Annotated in this window: 20 protein-coding genes and 3 pseudogenes; 17 read left to right on the top strand and 6 right to left on the bottom strand. The window is 62.6% G+C overall.

Going from position 1 to position 17,659, the window contains the following annotated elements; translation table 11 throughout:
- Positions 1-196 precede the first annotated feature (196 nt).
- The 5 genes and pseudogenes from ACFQJB_RS03995 (at position 197) to ACFQJB_RS03975 (ending at position 2,891) form a co-directional block, all read left to right on the top strand.
- The gene (locus tag ACFQJB_RS03995) at positions 197-1,174 is read left to right on the top strand and encodes a transcription initiation factor IIB (RefSeq protein WP_120102934.1); all 978 of its coding nucleotides are present in this window, start codon (positions 197-199) and stop codon (positions 1,172-1,174) included.
- A gap of 170 nt (positions 1,175-1,344) precedes the next feature.
- The gene (locus tag ACFQJB_RS03990; RefSeq protein WP_120102933.1) at positions 1,345-1,587 is read left to right on the top strand and encodes a UPF0058 family protein; all 243 of its coding nucleotides are present in this window, start codon (positions 1,345-1,347) and stop codon (positions 1,585-1,587) included.
- A 115-nt stretch (positions 1,588-1,702) separates the two neighbouring features.
- A pseudogene (locus tag ACFQJB_RS03985) lies at positions 1,703-2,442 on the top strand (ThuA domain-containing protein).
- Between the two features lie 48 nt (positions 2,443-2,490).
- Entirely contained in the window at positions 2,491-2,619 is a 129-nt protein-coding gene (locus tag ACFQJB_RS03980; RefSeq protein ID WP_379724212.1) for a hypothetical protein, read from the top strand.
- Positions 2,620-2,675: 56 nt separating this feature from the next.
- Positions 2,676-2,891 (top strand): hypothetical protein, encoded by a 216-nt coding sequence (locus ACFQJB_RS03975; protein WP_379724209.1) that lies wholly within the window; start codon positions 2,676-2,678, stop codon positions 2,889-2,891.
- A gap of 19 nt (positions 2,892-2,910) precedes the next feature.
- Here ACFQJB_RS03975 and ACFQJB_RS03970 read toward each other — a convergent pair whose 3' ends face one another.
- The 3 genes from ACFQJB_RS03970 to pyrB all read right to left on the bottom strand — a co-directional run bounded on the left by ACFQJB_RS03970 (position 2,911) and on the right by pyrB (position 5,395).
- A complete protein-coding gene (locus ACFQJB_RS03970) occupies positions 2,911-3,771 on the bottom strand; it encodes a hypothetical protein (RefSeq protein WP_379724206.1) in 861 nt (286 codons plus the stop codon).
- A 248-nt stretch (positions 3,772-4,019) separates the two neighbouring features.
- Positions 4,020-4,481 carry an aspartate carbamoyltransferase regulatory subunit gene (pyrI, locus tag ACFQJB_RS03965; RefSeq protein ID WP_120102929.1) on the bottom strand — a complete coding sequence of 154 codons (462 nt, stop codon included), beginning with the start codon at positions 4,479-4,481 and terminating at the stop codon, positions 4,020-4,022.
- The gene (gene pyrB / locus ACFQJB_RS03960) at positions 4,478-5,395 is read right to left on the bottom strand and encodes an aspartate carbamoyltransferase (protein ID WP_379724203.1); all 918 of its coding nucleotides are present in this window, start codon (positions 5,393-5,395) and stop codon (positions 4,478-4,480) included. The genes pyrI and pyrB overlap by 4 nt, the downstream gene beginning before the upstream one ends.
- A gap of 103 nt (positions 5,396-5,498) precedes the next feature.
- Here pyrB and ACFQJB_RS03955 point away from each other — a divergent pair, with 103 nt between their 5' ends.
- Positions 5,499-5,813 (top strand): ASCH domain-containing protein, encoded by a 315-nt coding sequence (locus ACFQJB_RS03955; protein ID WP_379724200.1) that lies wholly within the window; start codon positions 5,499-5,501, stop codon positions 5,811-5,813.
- Positions 5,814-5,830: 17 nt separating this feature from the next.
- Here the strand turns inward: ACFQJB_RS03955 and ACFQJB_RS03950 are convergent, their stop codons facing one another.
- A complete protein-coding gene (locus ACFQJB_RS03950) occupies positions 5,831-6,166 on the bottom strand; it encodes a 2Fe-2S iron-sulfur cluster-binding protein (protein ID WP_379724197.1) in 336 nt (111 codons plus the stop codon).
- 130 nt (positions 6,167-6,296) lie between these two features.
- On the opposite strand from ACFQJB_RS03950, the gene mvaD reads away from it, so the two are divergent.
- From mvaD to ACFQJB_RS03900, 10 genes and pseudogenes are all read left to right on the top strand, one after another.
- Positions 6,297-7,283, top strand: a complete 987-nt coding sequence (gene mvaD / locus ACFQJB_RS03945) for a phosphomevalonate decarboxylase MvaD (RefSeq protein WP_379727950.1) — start codon at positions 6,297-6,299, stop codon at positions 7,281-7,283.
- Positions 7,284-7,364: 81 nt separating this feature from the next.
- Positions 7,365-7,553: a CbtB domain-containing protein gene (locus ACFQJB_RS03940; protein WP_379724194.1), complete on the top strand. Its 189-nt coding sequence runs from the start codon at positions 7,365-7,367 to the stop codon at positions 7,551-7,553.
- A gap of 3 nt (positions 7,554-7,556) precedes the next feature.
- The gene (locus ACFQJB_RS03935) at positions 7,557-8,276 is read left to right on the top strand and encodes a CbtA family protein (protein ID WP_379724191.1); all 720 of its coding nucleotides are present in this window, start codon (positions 7,557-7,559) and stop codon (positions 8,274-8,276) included.
- Positions 8,273-8,620: a (2Fe-2S) ferredoxin domain-containing protein gene (locus tag ACFQJB_RS03930; RefSeq protein WP_379724188.1), complete on the top strand. Its 348-nt coding sequence runs from the start codon at positions 8,273-8,275 to the stop codon at positions 8,618-8,620. Before ACFQJB_RS03935 ends, ACFQJB_RS03930 begins: the two co-directional genes overlap by 4 nt.
- Before the next feature lie 266 nt (positions 8,621-8,886).
- The gene (locus tag ACFQJB_RS03925; RefSeq protein WP_379724185.1) at positions 8,887-10,047 is read left to right on the top strand and encodes an NAD(P)/FAD-dependent oxidoreductase; all 1,161 of its coding nucleotides are present in this window, start codon (positions 8,887-8,889) and stop codon (positions 10,045-10,047) included.
- A gap of 72 nt (positions 10,048-10,119) precedes the next feature.
- The gene (locus ACFQJB_RS03920) at positions 10,120-10,548 is read left to right on the top strand and encodes a hypothetical protein (protein ID WP_379724183.1); all 429 of its coding nucleotides are present in this window, start codon (positions 10,120-10,122) and stop codon (positions 10,546-10,548) included.
- Positions 10,545-11,117: a hypothetical protein gene (locus tag ACFQJB_RS03915; RefSeq protein ID WP_379724180.1), complete on the top strand. Its 573-nt coding sequence runs from the start codon at positions 10,545-10,547 to the stop codon at positions 11,115-11,117. The genes ACFQJB_RS03920 and ACFQJB_RS03915 overlap by 4 nt, the downstream gene beginning before the upstream one ends.
- Positions 11,118-11,162: 45 nt before the next feature.
- A pseudogene (locus ACFQJB_RS03910) lies at positions 11,163-12,514 on the top strand (DEAD/DEAH box helicase).
- A 103-nt stretch (positions 12,515-12,617) separates the two neighbouring features.
- Entirely contained in the window at positions 12,618-13,736 is a 1,119-nt protein-coding gene (locus tag ACFQJB_RS03905; RefSeq protein ID WP_379727948.1) for an aminopeptidase, read from the top strand.
- Between the two features lie 51 nt (positions 13,737-13,787).
- Positions 13,788-14,462 carry an SIMPL domain-containing protein gene (locus ACFQJB_RS03900; RefSeq protein WP_379724177.1) on the top strand — a complete coding sequence of 225 codons (675 nt, stop codon included), beginning with the start codon at positions 13,788-13,790 and terminating at the stop codon, positions 14,460-14,462.
- Between the two features lie 249 nt (positions 14,463-14,711).
- Here ACFQJB_RS03900 and lrp read toward each other — a convergent pair whose 3' ends face one another.
- Positions 14,712-15,170 (bottom strand): HTH-type transcriptional regulator Lrp, encoded by a 459-nt coding sequence (gene lrp, locus ACFQJB_RS03895; RefSeq protein ID WP_120102916.1) that lies wholly within the window; start codon positions 15,168-15,170, stop codon positions 14,712-14,714.
- A 336-nt stretch (positions 15,171-15,506) separates the two neighbouring features.
- Here lrp and ACFQJB_RS03890 point away from each other — a divergent pair, with 336 nt between their 5' ends.
- Positions 15,507-16,394, top strand: a complete 888-nt coding sequence (locus ACFQJB_RS03890) for a methyl-accepting chemotaxis protein (protein ID WP_379724172.1) — start codon at positions 15,507-15,509, stop codon at positions 16,392-16,394.
- Between the two features lie 34 nt (positions 16,395-16,428).
- Here the strand turns inward: ACFQJB_RS03890 and moaA are convergent.
- Positions 16,429-17,453 (bottom strand): annotated as a pseudogene (gene moaA / locus ACFQJB_RS03885) (GTP 3',8-cyclase MoaA).
- Between the last annotated feature and the right edge of the window lie 206 nt (positions 17,454-17,659).

Below are 17,659 nucleotides of genomic sequence, written 5' to 3'. Positions count from 1 at the left end.
GAGCCAGCGCAACACAGCAGCGATCCCAATCCAAATATCACGACCGTCGCCCATGAAAATAGCACGTGAGTAGCTATCACGGTGTTGAATTCGACCGGTATATTTATAAGCTTCGGTCACCTGTATACTATACGGACTCGGCCCTGCCCTTACATGTTCTTTCTCCGGGCAGCGGCCATCCAAACTCACCCAATCAATGAGCAACAGCACACCACGACCCTCACCAACCGTCCGACAGCACGAAACCGAATCCGAAACCGAGTCGGCCGATGAGACGACCCGCTGCCCCGAGTGTAGCGGCCAGCTCATCACCGATGACGAGCACGGCGAGACTGTCTGCCGAGAGTGCGGCCTCGTCGTCGAGAGCGACGAGATCGACCGCGGCCCGGAGTGGCGCGCCTTCGATAGCGCGGAACGCGACTCAAAATCTCGCGTCGGCGCGCCGACGACGAACATGATGCACGACAAAGGGCTGTCAACCAACATCGGCTGGCAGGACAAAGACGCCTACGGGAAGTCATTGTCCTCGAATCAACGCCAGAAGATGCAGCGGCTCCGCACCTGGAACGAGCGGTTCCGCACCCGGGATAGCAAGGAGCGCAACCTCAAGCAGGCCCTCGGCGAGATCGACCGCATGGCCTCGGCGTTGGGCCTCCCGAAGGCCGTCCGCGAAACCGCCTCGGTGATCTATCGGCGTGCACTCGACGAGGATCTCCTCCCGGGCCGCTCGATCGAAGGCGTTGCGACCGCCGCGCTGTATGCGGCGGCCCGGCAGCTGAACAACCCACGCAGCCTCGATGAGTTTGCCGCGGTCTCCCGGGTCGAGAAGATGGAGATGACCCGCACCTACCGCTACATCGTCCGGCAACTCGGCCTCGAAGTCAAGCCGGCCGACCCCGAACAGTACGTTCCGCGGTTTGTCTCCCGGCTCGACCTCAACGAGGAGGTCGAACGTGAGGCCCGGGCGTTGCTGCGAGCCGCAAAGGACGCCGCCGTTACCAGCGGGAAATCGCCGGTCGGCCTCGCTGCCGCCGCGGTGTATGCGGCCGCGCTGCTGACAAACCAGAAGGTCACACAGAGCCAGGTCGGGGAGGTCGCCGACATCTCCGAGGTCACGATCCGAAACCGCTACAAAGAGCTGCTCGAACTCGATCACGGCGAATTAGTACAGTAGTCGAAGCGATGAGCCGGACAGTGGGCGGCGTGGAATTCGGTGCTGATCGGTGTTTTTTGGCCGTTTGAACCGGTAGTAGCGACAAAATCAACAAGTGATATTGTGGGCGACCTATGGTAACCTATCTCAGGATACTACTATAACCCTCCAGTCGTTACGACTTGTTGCTCATGAAAAAGCAGGAGCTCATCCACCTACACGGCCTGCTTGCCGAGGTACGTACGCAGTGTGAAGCGTGGGAAGACAACGTTGATCTTACTGAGTACGAATCGCTTGGCATCAAGCCGACATCGATCCACAAATCGAAGACCGACCACAAAGCAGCTGTTTTCGAACTCGCGAAAGGAATTACCTCCTCGATGGAGGACGTCGACGCCGAGACCGCCGAGCCGCTGGCACCGAGCGCGGACTAACACAGTTTCTCGCTGTGTGTTGCACTACACCATTGAGCTGCAGCACACGCTAGCTACCTAGGCAACACCCGGGAGCAGCCCAAACGCTATCACCGATGGTCGACTCCGAGCAGCTATGACACAGGTGACCGTCTGGAACGAGTTTCGGCACGAACGCCACAACGACACCGTCGCTGAGGTCTACCCGGAGGGGATTCACACCGTCATCGCCGACGCTCTCAGCGAGGCCGGCTTCGAGACCCAAACCGCCACCCTCGACGAGCCCGACCACGGCCTGACAGAGTCTGTCCTCGATGAGACCGACGTACTCACCTGGTGGGGCCATGCGGCCCATGATGAAGTGCGCGATGAGATCGTCGATCGAGTCTGTGAGCGCGTCCGCGAGGGGATGGGGCTGCTCGTGTTGCACTCCGGGCATTATTCGAAGCCTTTCACCCGGCTGATGGGCACCTCCTGCTCACTGAAATGGCGAGAGGCCGCCGAAACCGAGCGGCTCTGGGTTGTCGAGCCCGGGCATCCGATCGCCGACGGGTTCGACGAATACATCGAACTCGACGCCGCCGAGATGTACGGCGAACGGTTCGATATCCCCGCCCCCGACACGCTCGTCTTTACCTCGTGGTTTGAGGGTGGAGAGGTGTTCCGGTCGGGGTGTTGTTACCGACGCGGCAACGGGCGAATATTCTACTTTCGGCCGGGCCATGAGACGTATCCGATCTACCACGACGAGTCGATCCAGCAGGTGCTCGCCAATGCGGTCGCGTGGGCAGCCCCGGCGATGGGCCGACCCCCAAGTTCGGGAACAGTGAGCCGATCGAGGCCATCGACGAAAGCGACGACCGAACCGTCCACTGACCGGCGACCAACGTATCAGCTAAACGGCTGGCGGTCGTACGGCCAGTAATGAGTGCTGACGAGGCTGCGGCCGAAACCGACGATGGGCTGACGTTGATGGTCGCGCTTGGTGGGGTCGCACTGCTCGTGTTCATCCTGGGTATCGGCGTGATCTACTATCTCAGCTATCTCCAGTAGCCGACTGATGGTAGAAAGGGTGATTTAAGCCATCGGCGGTGGTTGCTGGGAGCACGATGACACGCGATCAGTCCGGCGGGGTTGTGGCGTGGCTCGCGGCGTATCCGAATCTCAAGAGCACGCGGATCGGCGGCTTTGGACTCCTCTTTGTCCTCTTTGGGGCCATGTACCTGTGGGTTAGCGGCGGGCTCACTATTCTGTATCTGGCGATACTCAGCTTCTCGGCTGTGATGTGTCTCTGGATCGCGTGGGCAGACTACTACACAAACTGAGTCCGCATATTGGCGGGACTTACTCCGGCGTATAGGTCTCGCCGTCCTGTTGGTCTGCGTCTTTGCGCCGAATCGCCGCCGACGCCTGAGCGGCATCGTAGCCGAAAAACACGTTTGTTGCGTAGGTGCCAGCCACCTCGGCCGCCTGAATCAGGTTGTCGACGTCGACATCGACCGCGTAGAGTTCGATCGAAAACGGGGGCTCGGGATCGGCGTCGTCGGGGTTGTAGTCGCCGCCCAACGCGGTGCGGAACCCGCGGGCGAGCGACTCCAGCCAGTAAGTGGTGCCGTAGTCCAGATCATACAGCGGGACGACGTACTCATCGACATACGGGGCGAGTGCGTCGAGATCAAGTCCGGCTCGTTGGGAGAGATGGCCTGGATAGGGATCAGGGTAGAGGGTGAGATACAGTCGCCCCGGGACGCGTTCGCGTGCGGCGGCAACAAAGTCGGTGATCACAGACGCCCGCCACGCGTGCCAGTCGTCGAACTCACTGTCGGCAAACCGTTGCTCACAGCGGTCACACCGGCAGTAGTCATCGCGGGGGAAGCCAACATCATCGAGCCGAACATCGTCGTGTTCGGCCCCACAGTCGGCGATCATCTCAAGCAGCCCCTCGCGGTAGGCGTCGTGGGTCGGACAGATGTAGGCCCAATCGAAGTAGTCTCGTTCGCGGGTTGCCGGGCGGCCCTCGCTGTCGACGGGGACAAGATCCGGATTCTCGGCGGCGGCAGCGTTATCGCCAAAACAAGAGACCATGTTGATCGCGCCCGCGATCGGTTCGTTGGGACGGCCGGTCACGTCTTTGACCTCGTAGAACGCCTGCTCGAACTCGTCCCACTCGGTCTCTGGTTCGTTCCGCGTGACGATCCCGTCCATACACCGGATTGGTCACAGCCGTGGGTAAGTGGTTCGCTCTCCGGCGTTGTGACTACCGAAAGATGCGCGAAGAAGGGGAGCGGAGGATTACTCGTCGACGTTGACTTCGACGGGTTCGGTATCGCCCGAGAAGAGGACGTATGCCAGTACGATAACCACGAGGACGCCAAGCAGTTTTGCTTTCTTGGACATACTAGCTCTCAGTGTCGGGTGGGTAATAGGCTTTGCGTGGCCGGGGCGGCAACGACCTACTCGGGATCGATGTGGGTAGCGAGCTCCTCGCGGATGATCGTCCCACAGTAGGTGCAGCGAACGCCCTCGTCGACGACATCAAACTTCGTTTCGACGGGCTCGTTGGCGTTGGTGATACAGTTGCGGTTCGGACACGACAGGAGGCCGATAACGGTTTCCGGGCGGTCGACGCGGTTCTTTTCGACGACATCGAACTCACGGATGATGTTGATCGTCGCCTCAGGGGCGATTAGCGAGATCACGTCGACCTCGGATTGGCTCAGTTCGCGGTCTTCGACCTTGACCACGTCTTTCAGCCCCAACCGATCGCTGGGGACGTTCAGTACGACAGAGACGCCTAACCCCTCCGAGCCGTCGATGCCGAGAATCGACAGGACGTTGAGGGCTTGGCCGCCGGTGACGTGGTCGATAACGGTGCCGTTGCGGATCTTTGACACGCGGAGTTCACGGTCGCTCATAGCTCACCCTCCGATAGTAAGAAATCAAGCAGTGCCATTCTGACCGGGACGCCGTTGTGGGCCTGTTCGAAGTAGGTTGCCTGCGACAACGCATCGACGGCGGGATCGATCTCGTCGACGCGGGGCAGTGGATGCATCACCGCGAGATCATCGTCGGCCAGCTCCAAGGTGTCGTCGTCAATCTGGTACTCGCCGGCGATCTGTTCGTACTCGGTTTCGTCAGGGAACCGTTCGCGTTGAATGCGAGTGACATACAGTACGTCGAGTTCAGGCAACACCTCCTCAAGATCGGTGTGTTCCCGGAGTTGGGCGCCGGAGTTATGGAGATCGAACCGAACGCTACGCGGGAGTTTGAGGCTCTCGGGGCTGATGAAGTGTTGGCGCACGTCGAAGTTGGTGAGCGCCTCAGCCAGAGAGTGCACCGTGCGGCCATATTTCAGGTCGCCCATGATGCCGATCGAGAGATCATCGAGGCCGACGTTCTCGCGGATAGTGTAGAGATCAAGCAGCGTTTGACTCGGATGTTGGCCCGCGCCATCGCCGGCGTTGATCACGGGCACGTCGACGAACTCGGCGGCCATCTTCGCCGCGCCCTCGCTGGGGTGTCGGAGCACGAGCGCGTCGGCATAGCCCTCAACGACGCGGACGGTGTCGGCGAGGCTCTCGCCCTTTTTGACCGAGGAGGATTCGACCGTCCCCATGTCGGTCGTTGCCCCGCCGAGTCGTTTGATCGCAGTCTCGAAGCTCATCTTCGTGCGCGTGCTCGGCTCGAAAAAGCAGAGGGCGAGGACGGCCTCCCGATACCGGTCGGCGACCGCCCCGGGATCGGCGTCGATCTCCGCCGCTCGGTCGAGCACCGCCTCGATGTCGGCCCGCGAGAGTTGGGTCGCGGTGATGAGGTGGTCCTGACGCATTGTTGCAGGTGGGTCGCCCGACGCTCTTGAATCCCGCGGGTTGGGGTCGACCCGCGCTGTCGTTCACAGCCGGGTTTTTGCTGTTAGACGCTCAATCACGACCATGGCACAGATCGATGCCGACACGCTGTTGCCGAACGGACACGTCAAGGAACTGGTCGCCGACGGCGAGATGACGCAGCTGACTCGCGGGCAAGCCTACGCCGACGAGGGCGATCACTTCGAGATCGATGGCGACACCTACGCGGTCACGAGCGTTGAGGAACTTACACTTGGGGAGTTGACCGATGAGGATGCCCAGCGCGAGGGATCAGCAGATTTAGACGCGTACAAAAAGCGGCTTGTCAGAGCTCATGGTGGCGATTTTGAATGGGATGACAACGCGGACGTGGTGCGGCACCGATTTGAACCGCAGTAGCGGCGTCGACACCGGAGCTAGTCGTCGTCAGCCGGTGCGGCGTCGGCTGCGCCGCTTGTGGCGTCGTTCTCGATGCTCGGCGGGTAGACGCCGCGTTCAATTTTGAGATCAGATTGCGGGCGCGCCATACAGGTCAGCGCGTAGTTCTCGCGTTCCTCCTCAGTGAAGCCGCGGGCCGCCGGCTGGGCCACGTCGCCCTCAATGATCTCGGCTGAACAGGCCAGACACATCCCAACGCGACAGGAGTACTCCTGTGCGATGCCTTCCTCCAGACAGGCACTGAGGATGGTTTCCTTGTCGGAGACCGTGATCGTCTCGTCGGTTCCGACGAACTCGACGGTGTACTCAGTCATTTGCCGAGCGTTCGGCGACTCCGCCCAAAACTCTTGTTATCGGTTTTGTCCTTGGCTCCCGGTCGGATTGGCCGCGGTCGATGATCCGGAACGCCTAACCCGCAACCGGCCGCCATACCGATCTATGAGCATGAAGGCGACCGCGCGAGCCCATCCGATTCAAGGGCTCGTCAAATACCACGGGATGCGCGATCCGGAACTCCGCCTGCCGTACCACGATTCGATCAGTGTCTGCACCGCGCCGACGAACACGACGACGACCGTCGAGTGGCTCACCGATGTCGACGCCGAAGGCGGCGCGCAGGACACCTACATCATCGACGGCGAGGACGTCGATGGCCGCGCGGCCGAACGGATCAACATGGTCGTCGATTACGTCCGCGAACTGGCGGAGTTCGACCACGCCGTCCGCTTCGAAAGCGAGAACTCCTTCCCATCGAACATCGGCTTCGGCTCGTCGTCCTCAGGCTTTGCCGCAGCCGCAATGGCCCTCGTCGAAGCCGCCGGCCTCGATATGAGCCTCCCGGAAATCTCGACAGTCGCGCGTCGCGGCTCGTCGTCGGCCGCCCGGGCCGTGACAGGGGCGTTCTCACATCTCTACGCCGGCCTCAACGACGAAGACTGCCGCTCATACCGACTTGAATCCGACCTCGAAGACGACCTCAAGATTGTTGCCGCCCACGTGCCCTCGTACAAGGAGACCGAGGAGGCACACAAGGAGGCCGCCGAGAGCCACATGTTCCAAGCGCGTGTCGCCCACATCCCCGATCAGATCGTCGAGATGCGGGACGCCCTGCGGAAGGCTTCCTTTGAACGAGTGTTCAAACTCGCCGAACACGACTCGCTGTCACTGACGGCGGCGACGATGACCGGCCCCTCCGGCTGGGTCTACTGGCAGCCAGAAACGATTGCCGTCTTCAACGCCGTCCGCGAACTCCGCGAGGAAGGCGTCGAGGTCTACTTCTCGACCGACACGGGTGCGAGCGTCTACGTCAACACGACCGAGGAGTACGTCGATGAGGTCAAAGCGCGTATCAGCGATATCGGTATCGAGACCGACGTGTGGGAAGTCGGTGGGCCGGCACACGTGCTGCCCGAGAGCGACGCGCTGTTCTGAGTCACCCCGTCAGCCCCGCGCCGTGGATCGGCTGAACCACAACCTTTACAATCTTATTTTCAAAAGGCAAAGTAGACTTTCATGACCTCGCAATCCGACACGGTCGCCGACCGGATCGAAACCGCTCGCGCCGAGATCGCGCCGACGACAGCCCTTGCGATCTTCGGCTTCGGCGCGGCGATCACGTTCACGCTGCTCCTCTTCCAGGAGCCGCTGGCCCACGAGTCGCTCCACAACTTCCGGCACGCCGCCGGCATCGTCTGCCACTGAGCGATGTTGTTCGCCTATTTGAAGCGCGGACTGCTGGCCGGCGGCGTCGCCGGTATCGCCTACGGGCTGTTCATGGCGACCGTCGCCAACCCGCTGGTCGGCTATCTCGAACACGCCCAGCATGGCCACAGCCACGCGCCCGACGGCGGCAGCGTCGTCGCCGAATCGACGACCGCCCTCGTCAGCGTCGGCGGCGGCCTGCTGTGGGCCCTCTTTCTCGGTGGTTGCTTCGGGATCGCGCTATACTTCCTCGAACCCGCCCTCCCCGGTCGCGGCGCGGCGAAGGGCTTCGTCCTCGCCGCCAGCGGGTTTCTGACGATCTCGGTGACGCCGTGGCTCGTCCTCCCGCCGTTCGCGCCGGGAGCCGAACAGGTGTTGGGTACTGACACCCGATTCGCCCTCTACGCCGGCTTCGTCGCACTCGGCGGACTCATCGCCGCGAGTAGCGTCCTTGTCTACAACCGCAGCAGGTCGCTGGGTCGCGGGCTCGCCGCCGTCGCCGGCGCGACACCCGTCGTCGCCGCCGTCGTTGTGCTGCCGCTGGTGTCGCCGACGCTGGTCAGCCATCCGGAGCTGTCGGCTGACCTCGTCGCGGCCTACCGCGCGATGGTCGTTCTGAGTCAGGGCTCGATCTGGCTGCTCATCGCCGCGACGTTCGGCTGGCTCCAGCGACGGACGCCGTTCGAATCGACGACGACCGAGCCGACCCAGCCAACGCCATGAAGGATCGAACCGCCGACCACCGCGAGCGACTCGACGCCCACGTGCTCGTCTGTACGAACAGCCGCGAGGAGTACGACTATTGTGCCGACGCCGGCGGCAAGGAAACGCTGGCAGCAGTCAAAGACTGGCTCCGCGAGCGAGATGCGTTCTGGTCGTCAGTGTCGGTGGTCGAAACGGGCTGTCTCGGCCTCTGCAGCGAGGGCGGCGCGGCAATTGCGATCCAGCCGCGCGACGAGTGGTACTCCGACGTGCAGCCCGAGGACGTGCCCGCGTTGCTCGAATCTATCTTCGGCCCAGACGCCGACCGCGTTGGCAACGCCACCAGCCAGCCGGCTGACGACTAACGATAACCAGCCAACCGACATCCTGGTGGACTGAAAGGGCGAGACGCGCTGGGCGAACCCGGACGTTCACGAGAGTTCGCTCTCGTGAGCCAACCAGAAATCAGAGATTTCTGGTGACGACGTAAGCACCGCAGTGAGCGAAGCGAACGAGGAGCGCAGCGAGTCCTGGGAGCCCAGCGCGTCGAGGGCTTTCTATCGCTACTACTTGTACGAACACAGGATACGTTCAACGCCATGTTCATTCGGCTGGCTCCCCAACCACAGGTATGCACGTCGTTGTTCTCGGTGCCGGCTACGCAGGCGTCACCCTCACCCGCAAACTCGAAAATGCCCTCCCGCCAGAAGCAGACCTCACCATCGTCGACGAAGCCGACGACCACCTCGTCCAGCACGAAGTCCACCGCGTCATCAGACGGCCCTCGATCACCGACGCCATCGAAGTCCCGCTGGAGTCACTGTTCGACCGCGCCGAAGTCGTCACCGCCCGCGTCGAGAGCGTCGATACCGACGCCAACGAAGTCGACCTCGACACCGGCGAAACCCTCGCCTACGACTACGGCGCGCTCTGTCTCGGCGCGGAAACCGCGTTCTACGATCTGCCTGGCGTCGAAGAGCACGGCCTCCCACTGAAATCCGTCTCCGACGCCGAAGCGATCCGCGAGCGCGCACTCGATCTGTTTGACGTGGACGAACCGGCCTCAGTCGTCGTTGGCGGCGCGGGCCTCTCGGGCGTCCAGGTCGCCGGCGAACTCGCCGCGCTCGCCGACGAAGAGGGAGCCAGCGACCGGGTTGACATCACACTGCTCGAACAACTCGATTCCGTCGCGCCCGCGTTCCCCGAAGCCTTCCAAGACGCCGTCGCCAACGAACTGACCGAGCGCGATATCGAAATCCGCACAGAGACGGCCGTCACCGAAGCGACCGACTCAACGGTCGCCACGCGACACGAGGCCGCTGGGGAAACCGACGAACTCGACGCCGACCTGTTCGTCTGGACTGGCGGCATCGCCGGCCCCGATGCGATGGCCGGCAACCGGCCGATCGTCCGGCGCGACCTCCGACTGACGAAATCGATGTTCGCGCTCGGCGATACTGCCCGCGTCGTCGACGCCGACGGCGAGGCCGTCCCCGCCAGCGCGTCCGCGGCGATCCGCGCCGCCAACCCCGCCGCAGAGAACATCGCCAAACTCGTCGAATGGGAGTTGGTCGGCCGCGAAGGCTTTGAGCCCGAACTCACACCGTTCCGGTTCAACGTGCCCGGCTGGATCGTCTCGGTCGGCGACGGCGCGGTCGCACAGGTCGGCCCCGAAGTCGTGACTGGGAGCGCGGCCAAGGCCCTGAAAGCCAGCGTCGGCGCGGGGTATCTGAGTTCGATCCAGGCTGTTCAGAAGGCGACCGAATTGGTCGGCGAAGAGCTTGAGGCCTGAACTGGCAACCGATGTGCAAGCTGTGTGCAACCACCGATACCGTTAGGTATCTGTGTGCAAAACAGACACATCATGAGCGCGAGCGACGATCCGCGGCGCGTCCATTTTCAGTCGCCGGAGTACCTCGTTGACCGGCTCGACGCGATTGCCGACCTCTTCGATACGGATCGCACCGACCTGCTCGTCGAAGCAATCCGCGAGTACATCAAGGAAACCGCAAACAGCGACACCGTCCAAGAACTGGTGGCGACCAAGTACTACAACGAGCAGCTGGACTTCGAGACCGTTGAACAGCTCGTCGGTACCGAAGCCGCCCAGCGGCTGCGTCTGCTCAAGCGTGATCTCGACGACGAACCGCTGGATCTCGGCGAGCCGACAGACGAGGAAATCTACGACGGCGACGCTGTGGCGATCGTCCCAGACAAAGACGACGAGACAGGCGACGCTGACGCCGACGAGGCCGAGGAAGCAAGCGACGCTGACGAGGTCACCGAGGAATGACGGCAGGGCCACGACTGCGGACAGTCGTCGCCGACACCAGCGCGCTCGTCAGTCTCGCGGTGCCGCGAGCGGACGCCACCGTCGACGACGCGTTGCCCGATCCACTGCAGTACGTTCTGACATCGTGTACGGTGTCGCTGCCGCCGACCGTACAGTCGGAACTGAGCACCATGGCCGACTACGACGACATCCACGGCGCGGCAGCCAGCAACGTGCTCGCCGCCGACAACCACTACACAGTCGTCGATCCCTACGACAGCGAGGAAACGCCCGCCTCGCGGCCTGCCTTCGGACTCGACGACGGTGAAACCGACGGGATCGTTCTCGCAAACAGCCTCGGCGTTGACGGCTTTCTGACCGACGAGTTCGGCGGGACAAACTTCGCGCTGGTGCATGCCGCACTACGCGGCCCGCGGATCGTTCCGACGCCTCGGCTCATCCGCGATTATGCCCGCAACGGCCACATGTCGACTAACGAGGCACGACAACTGCTCGATTGCATCGGCGCACATCGAAGCTGGGGAGCCAGCCCCTACGTCAGGCTGCTCCGCGACCAGCTTGAGAGCTAATCGACCACCGGAGCGATTTTACTTTCCGCCCTCACACTCCCAGCCGTGACGATCAAGCTCGGCTTCGAGGACGGCACGCTCCGGGTTGAGAGTGACCGCGAGAGCGACCCGAACCTCGATAGCCTGCCGGGCGTCGAACGCGACCCGCGGAGCGATACGGCCCGCGCGCCGGCCCACCACTACGCGGCGATCCGCGACGTGCTCCGGGCGGTCGATGCCGATGTCGACGATACCGTCCTTGACACCGCGCCCGTCTCGCTGGCGACGAGCTACGAACTCCGAGAGTACCAGCAGGACGCCCTCGATGCGTGGCTCGACAGCAACCGCCGGGGCGTGCTCGAACTGCCGACCGGCGCGGGGAAAACGGTCATCGCACTCGCGGCGATGGCTGCCTGCGATGAGTCGACCCTCGTTGTCGTCCCGACTATCGACCTGCTGGAGCAGTGGCAGCGCGAACTCGAAACCGAGTTCGAGGTTCCTATCGGCCGACTCGGCGGCGGCGAGCAACGCGTCGAAACGGTGACGGTGGCCACCTACGACTCGGCGTACCTGCGGGCTGACGAACTCGGCGACAAATTCGGCCTCGTCGTCTTCGACGAAGTTCACCACCTCGGCGCGGAAGGCTATCAAGACATCGCCCGCCTGCTGGCCGCGCCGGATCGCCTCGGGCTGACAGCGACATTCGAACGACCCGATGGAGCCCACGAAACCATAGCAGAGCTCGTCGGCTCGCGCGTCTACACCATTGACACCGACGAACTGCTGGCGATCATCTCGCACCCTACGAGATCCGACGGATCGAAGTCGAACTCACGCCCGAGGAGCGCGCCGAGTACGACGAGGTTCAGGGGACGTTCGTCGACTACGTCCGCAACTCGAATATCACGTTCACCAGCGGCAGCGACTACCTCCAGTTAGTCAAACGCTCCGGCAACGATCCGCAGGCCCGGGAGGCCTTGCTCGCCAAACAGCGGGCCCGCGAGATCATGATGAACGCGGAAAACAAACGCCTCCAACTGGGGCGGATTCTCGATCGCCACCGCGAGGATCGACTCATCGTTTTCACCGCCCACACCGAGTTGGTCTACGATCTCTCGGAGCGATTTCTGCTGCCGGCGATCACGAACGAAACCGGCGCGAGCGAGCGACGCGAAATCTTAGAGCGATTCCGCGAGGGCGAGTACAGCCGGATCATCACCGCCAACGTCCTCGACGAGGGCGTCGACGTGCCCGACGCCAACGTTGGTGTCGTCCTCTCGGGGAGCGGCAGCGAGCGCGAGTTCACCCAGCGACTCGGTCGGATCCTCCGCCCGAAGGACGGCGGCGGCCGGGCGGTCCTCTACGAACTCGTGAGCAGCGAAACCGCCGAGGAACGTGTCGCCCAGCGTCGACGGTAACGCGTCGCCCAACGTCGGCGGTGACGACGTGGCAGGGCTGTCGCCGTGTCGGCGGCGAGTCGTCGGCGGTGAGAGTTTTATCGCTGGCGACCCCGGGATCCGTATGGACGAGCGAATTCACGAACACGCCGCCGTCTTGGTCGACTGGAGTGCTCAGATCGAGGCCGGCGACAATGTCGTAATCAGCGTCGCCGAGGGAGCCCACGAGCTCGGGGTCGCCGTCGCCGAAGCTGTCGGCGAACGCGGCGGCACCCTCTTAGCCGTCAACGACTCCGCAGAACTCTCGCGGGCGTACCTGCAGGGCCGAGCCGCGGACAACACGGACTTTGACGACGCGCCAGCCCACGAACTGGCGATGCTGGAAGCGACCGATGTCTATCTCCGCCTTGGTGGCGGGCGAAACACCGCCGCAACCGCGGACGTGCCATCCGAAACCCGGCAGGTCGCCCGGCGCTCCCGAACCGAGGTGCGGGAGGCGCGGCTGGCGACCGACTGGGTCTCAACCGTCCACCCGACCCGGTCGCTCGCCCAGCAGGCCGGGATGTCGTTTGAGGCCTACCAGGATTTCGTCTACAATGCCGTACTCCGCGACTGGGAGTCGCTGGCCGAAGAGATGGCACAGCTCAAAACGATCCTTGACAAGGGAGAGACCGTCCACATTGAGACCCCGACGACCGACCTCCGGCTGTCGATCGAGAACCGAACCGCGGTCAACAGCACGGCCTCGGTCGCCGACGACTCCCACAACCTTCCCTCCGGCGAGGTGTTTACCGCCCCGGCCGACGCCAACGGAACGATCACCTTCGATCTGCCCCGAACCGTCGACGGAACCCGACTGGAGAATGTGAAGTTCACCATCGAGGACAACGAGGTTGTCGACTACGCCGCCGACCAGGGCGAGGAAACGCTGCGGGAGCTGCTGGAAACCGACGAGGGGGCCAGCCGCATCGGCGAGCTCGGGATCGGGATGAACCGCGGCATCGATCGGATTACCGATCGGATTCTTTTTGACGAGAAGATGGCCGAAACGGTTCATCTGGCGATCGGTCGGGCCTACGACGCCTGCTTGCCGGACGGCGAGACCGGCAATGAGTCAGCGATCCATGTTGACCTCTTGGCCGACATGAGCACCGACAGCCGCCTCTCAGTGGACGGCGAGGTCATCCAGCGAAACGGCAGCTTCCGGTGGGAGGATGGATTCACGGCGGAACCAACAGACTGAGCGGTGCGGCTCGCCGCCGGATTCATTACCCGCTCGGCCGACCGGTGGAGTGTGACAGGAACCGTAACGACGACAGCGTCGGCAACGCGAGCAGCGGCCCCCGATAGCGCGACGGTCGCGGTCACCGCCTTCGGTGAGGGTTCCTCGGCAGCCCGCGCCCGCGAGCGGGCCCGCAACCGCGCGGCGACAGTACGGACGGCGATTGAGGCGACCGCCGAGGTGACGATCGAGACAGTCGACCACCGGGTGACCAACAGCGCGGCCGCTTTCGAGCCCGAGACGGATGCTGCGTTCCGTGCGGTCGAGGAGTTTCACGTCCGCTGTGAGCCGGCGGCGGTCGCCACGGTCGTCGTCGAGGCGACCGATGGGGGCGGCGGCATCGACCACGTTCAGTTCGTGCTCACGGACGCAACACGGGCAGACCTCCAAGAAGAGGCCATGACAGCAGCCGTCGATCGCGCCCGCCAGAAGGCCGATCGACTGGCGGCCGCCGAAGGGCTCGCGGTTGGGTCGGCCCAGACGATCACGACACAACCTGCCCGCCCCGGCAGCGAGCCCGTCGACGACGCCTGGGAGTCAGATCCGGCCGTCCACCCGGCACCGATCAGCGTTACCGAGCGGGTCGAAGTCGAATACAAACTCGTTGCGGCCGAGGCCGCCGAGACGACCGACATGGCCGAAGCCGACGGAGTGGCGACAGCAAGCGACGACAGCGGCAAAGATTGATACAGCTCTCGCACCACGGTTCGGTATGGCTGTAGCCGGTATCTGTGAGCACTGCGACCAACGACCTGGAGCATTCAGTTGCCGTCGCTGTGGTGCGACCGTCTGTCGCCTCCATTACGACGGCGAGTTGGAACTGTGTGCTGACTGTGCCCGAAAGCGAACAGCCGACGGTCGACGTGGAGATACCTTTCGGCTGTAGGTGACGCGAAAAAATCGGTGGCGACGCGGGAGCGAGCGCCGGTGTTGACGTTATTCGGGGATATCGAGTTCGAACTGCTCGTTGTCCTTGACAGCGTTGAGCACGACACTGGTGTTGGACTCGCGGATGTCGACATCCTCTAGGAGTGACTTGATCTGGTCGTTCATGTCGTCGGTGTCGTCGAACTTTCCGATAGCGATGATGTCGTAGTCACCGGTCGTCTCATACACCGAGATCATCTGCTTTTCGGCTTCGAGCTTGTTGGTGATCTCCGGAAGAGCACTCCCCTCGACTTTGAGATGCATGATCGCGGTCACATCGTAGCCAAGGCTCTCGTAGTCGACGATCGGCGAGTAGCCCTCGATGACGCCTTCGGCTTCGAGATCCTTCAGGTGATTCGAGACCGTCGTCACCGACACATCAAGCTCCTCGGCGAGGCTCCGCAGGCTGGAGCGGCCGTCACCGAGCAGCGAATTAATCAGCTTCTCATCAAGATGTTCATGTGCCATACCCACCACGAGATAGTTTGCATTATTAAGTTTACTGGTATTAATCTCCACATCCGCATAGCGGTTTCCGATGGGATCGGTGAATGCGACAGAAGATTGCGCTGTGGAGGGCCAGTGTCGACGTTCACCCAAACCGACACGTGTTCGATCCGAAAGATTACCATGGGTCGGTCGCGGGCAACGAAGCGATCGAGGCTTGTCGCAGCGTGACAACCGAACACCGTCGAGAAGACTTGATTGATCCACAGAGGGGCTGCTCGGTGGCAACGCCGGACAAAACTCATCGCCACAGCCCCGGTCACAAGTTTAAATATCCTATCCGGCGTTGGGTTGGTAATGTCACGATCTTCCGACGGCGAGACGGTCGAAATTGACAAAGCGTCATTTACGCAGTTACAGGATCTGATCGCGGAACTTGAGCAGAGCGGTCAACAGCTCGGTGATATGGTGACCGCCAACAACGAGGTCATCCAGGGGTATGCGCCGACGCTCAACGAGATCAACGACGAGGTCTCAAATCTCACCGCGACCATCGAGGAGATCGCCGCGACCGTCAACGACGTTGACGAGCAGGCCGACGAGGCAGCGACCCTCGCCGCCCAAGGCGAGGAATCAACCTACGACGCCGTCGAGGCGATGCATGACGTGACCGATGCCTCCGAGACAGTGTCGTCGGAGATCGAAGACCTCCAAGAGAAGGCCCACGAGATCGACGCGATCGTTGAGGTGATCAACGGGATCGCCGACCAGACAAACCTGTTGGCACTCAACGCCTCGATCGAGGCCGCCCGCGCCGGCGAATCCGGCGACGGGTTCGCGGTCGTCGCCGACGAGGTCAAAAATCTCGCCGGGGAGTCCCAGGAGAACGCCGAGACGATTGAGGAGATGATCAACGCGATTCAGGCCTCAACGGAGGAAACAGTCGACAGCTTAGAGACGATGCACGACCGCATCGACACCGGGATCGACGAGATCGAGACCGCGGCGGACAACCTCGCGGAGATCAACGAGAGCATCGACGAGGTCTCAGCGAGCCTGCTGCAGGTCTCGGATGCAACCGACGAGCAGGCCGAAAGCACCCAAGAGGTCGCCTCGCTGATCGACGAGACCGTCGACGGGCTTGACGATGCTGTCAGTGCGATCGAAAACACGGAAGCTGTCGCCGAGACCCATCAACAGGATATCGTCGAGATCAGACAGCTCGTCGACGAGCAGATCGAGTGACGCCACCAACAAGGAAACGAAGCCTCGCTGTGAGTTAGTCGGCGGCCGTGGAGGTCGACAGATATGCGTCGTTGACGACCCACTCGTCGTTGTCGTCGCGCACCATGTACTCGCCGTAGAACGGCACCCGATTGGCGACCGTCTCCCGGAACGTCTCCCGGATTTCATCGCGGGTCATCTCGCCCATCGACCGGAGGTCGTCGTTACGGTTGAGACAGCCCTTGAGATAGCCCTCGTGGGTGACGCGTACGCGATGGCAGTTTGCACAAAGGTCGGATTTTCGACGGGGTCGACGATCTCGACCATCCCGCCGTTGGATTCGTCGATTTCCTCATCCGCGTCGGCGTCGTCGCCAGCGATCCAATAGCGGGTGCGGTCGTGCATCTCGCGGTGTTCGACGCGTGCTGAAATATCGGCCAACCAGTCGTGGACGCGCTGAATGTCGATGTTCCACTCTGGATGGCCGGTCAACTCGGGCATGTACTCGATCAACTGGAGCCGGAGACCGTCGTTGTTGGCGGCGTGCTCAACCATCCCCTCGACGTAGCCGGCGGTGTGTTTGAACACGACCATGTTGAGCTTCACTGGGGAGAGTCCAGCGTCGACAGCGGCCTCAACACCCGCTAACACCTGCTCGTACGCGCCGGATTTCGTGATCTCCGCGAAGGCATCAGGGTCGATCGCGTCCTGTGAGACATTAACGCGTTCGAGGCCAGCGTTTTTGAGATCCTCGGCGCGCCCCGGCAGGAACGTCCCGTTGGTCGTCATCGACGTCTCCATCGAGTCGGGGGTGCGGCGGATGATTTCCTCCAGATCCTGACGCAACATGGGCTCGCCGCCGGTGAATTTGACCTTTTCCACTCCAAAATCCTCGACGACATCCAGGAACCGCACCACGTCGTCGGCAGTCATCTCGTTGTCGTCGGGTTCCATCGGACCGCGGGTGTCGCCGAGTCCCTCGTTGTGGCAGTAGACACAGTCGAAGTTACACCGGTCGGTCAGCGACACCCGAACACCGGTGACCTCCCGGCCGAACTCGTCGGCCAGCGGCCCGTTCATACCTGAGACTGCTCTGTTCCGATAATTAAATCCGTGGGTGTAGTCGGTCGCCGCGTAAGAGAATCAGGTTTCATTTCGATCGACTGTTTGCGTCTGTCATTGCAAACAGGTAGCAGAATCGATCCGGCAGTGCTTGGCAGTAGACCAGATCGATACTCCACACGACGATCCGGGGGTGCCGGCCACATCATTTATTCACGACTCGG

Origin of the sequence: Halonotius sp. GCM10025705 (genome assembly GCF_042662885.1) — an archaeon.
In the GTDB taxonomy this organism is placed as follows: domain Archaea; phylum Halobacteriota; class Halobacteria; order Halobacteriales; family Haloferacaceae; genus Halonotius; species Halonotius aquaticus.
The sequence above is the reverse complement of the archived record's forward strand: the minus strand, read 5'-3'. Positions and strand labels throughout refer to the sequence as shown.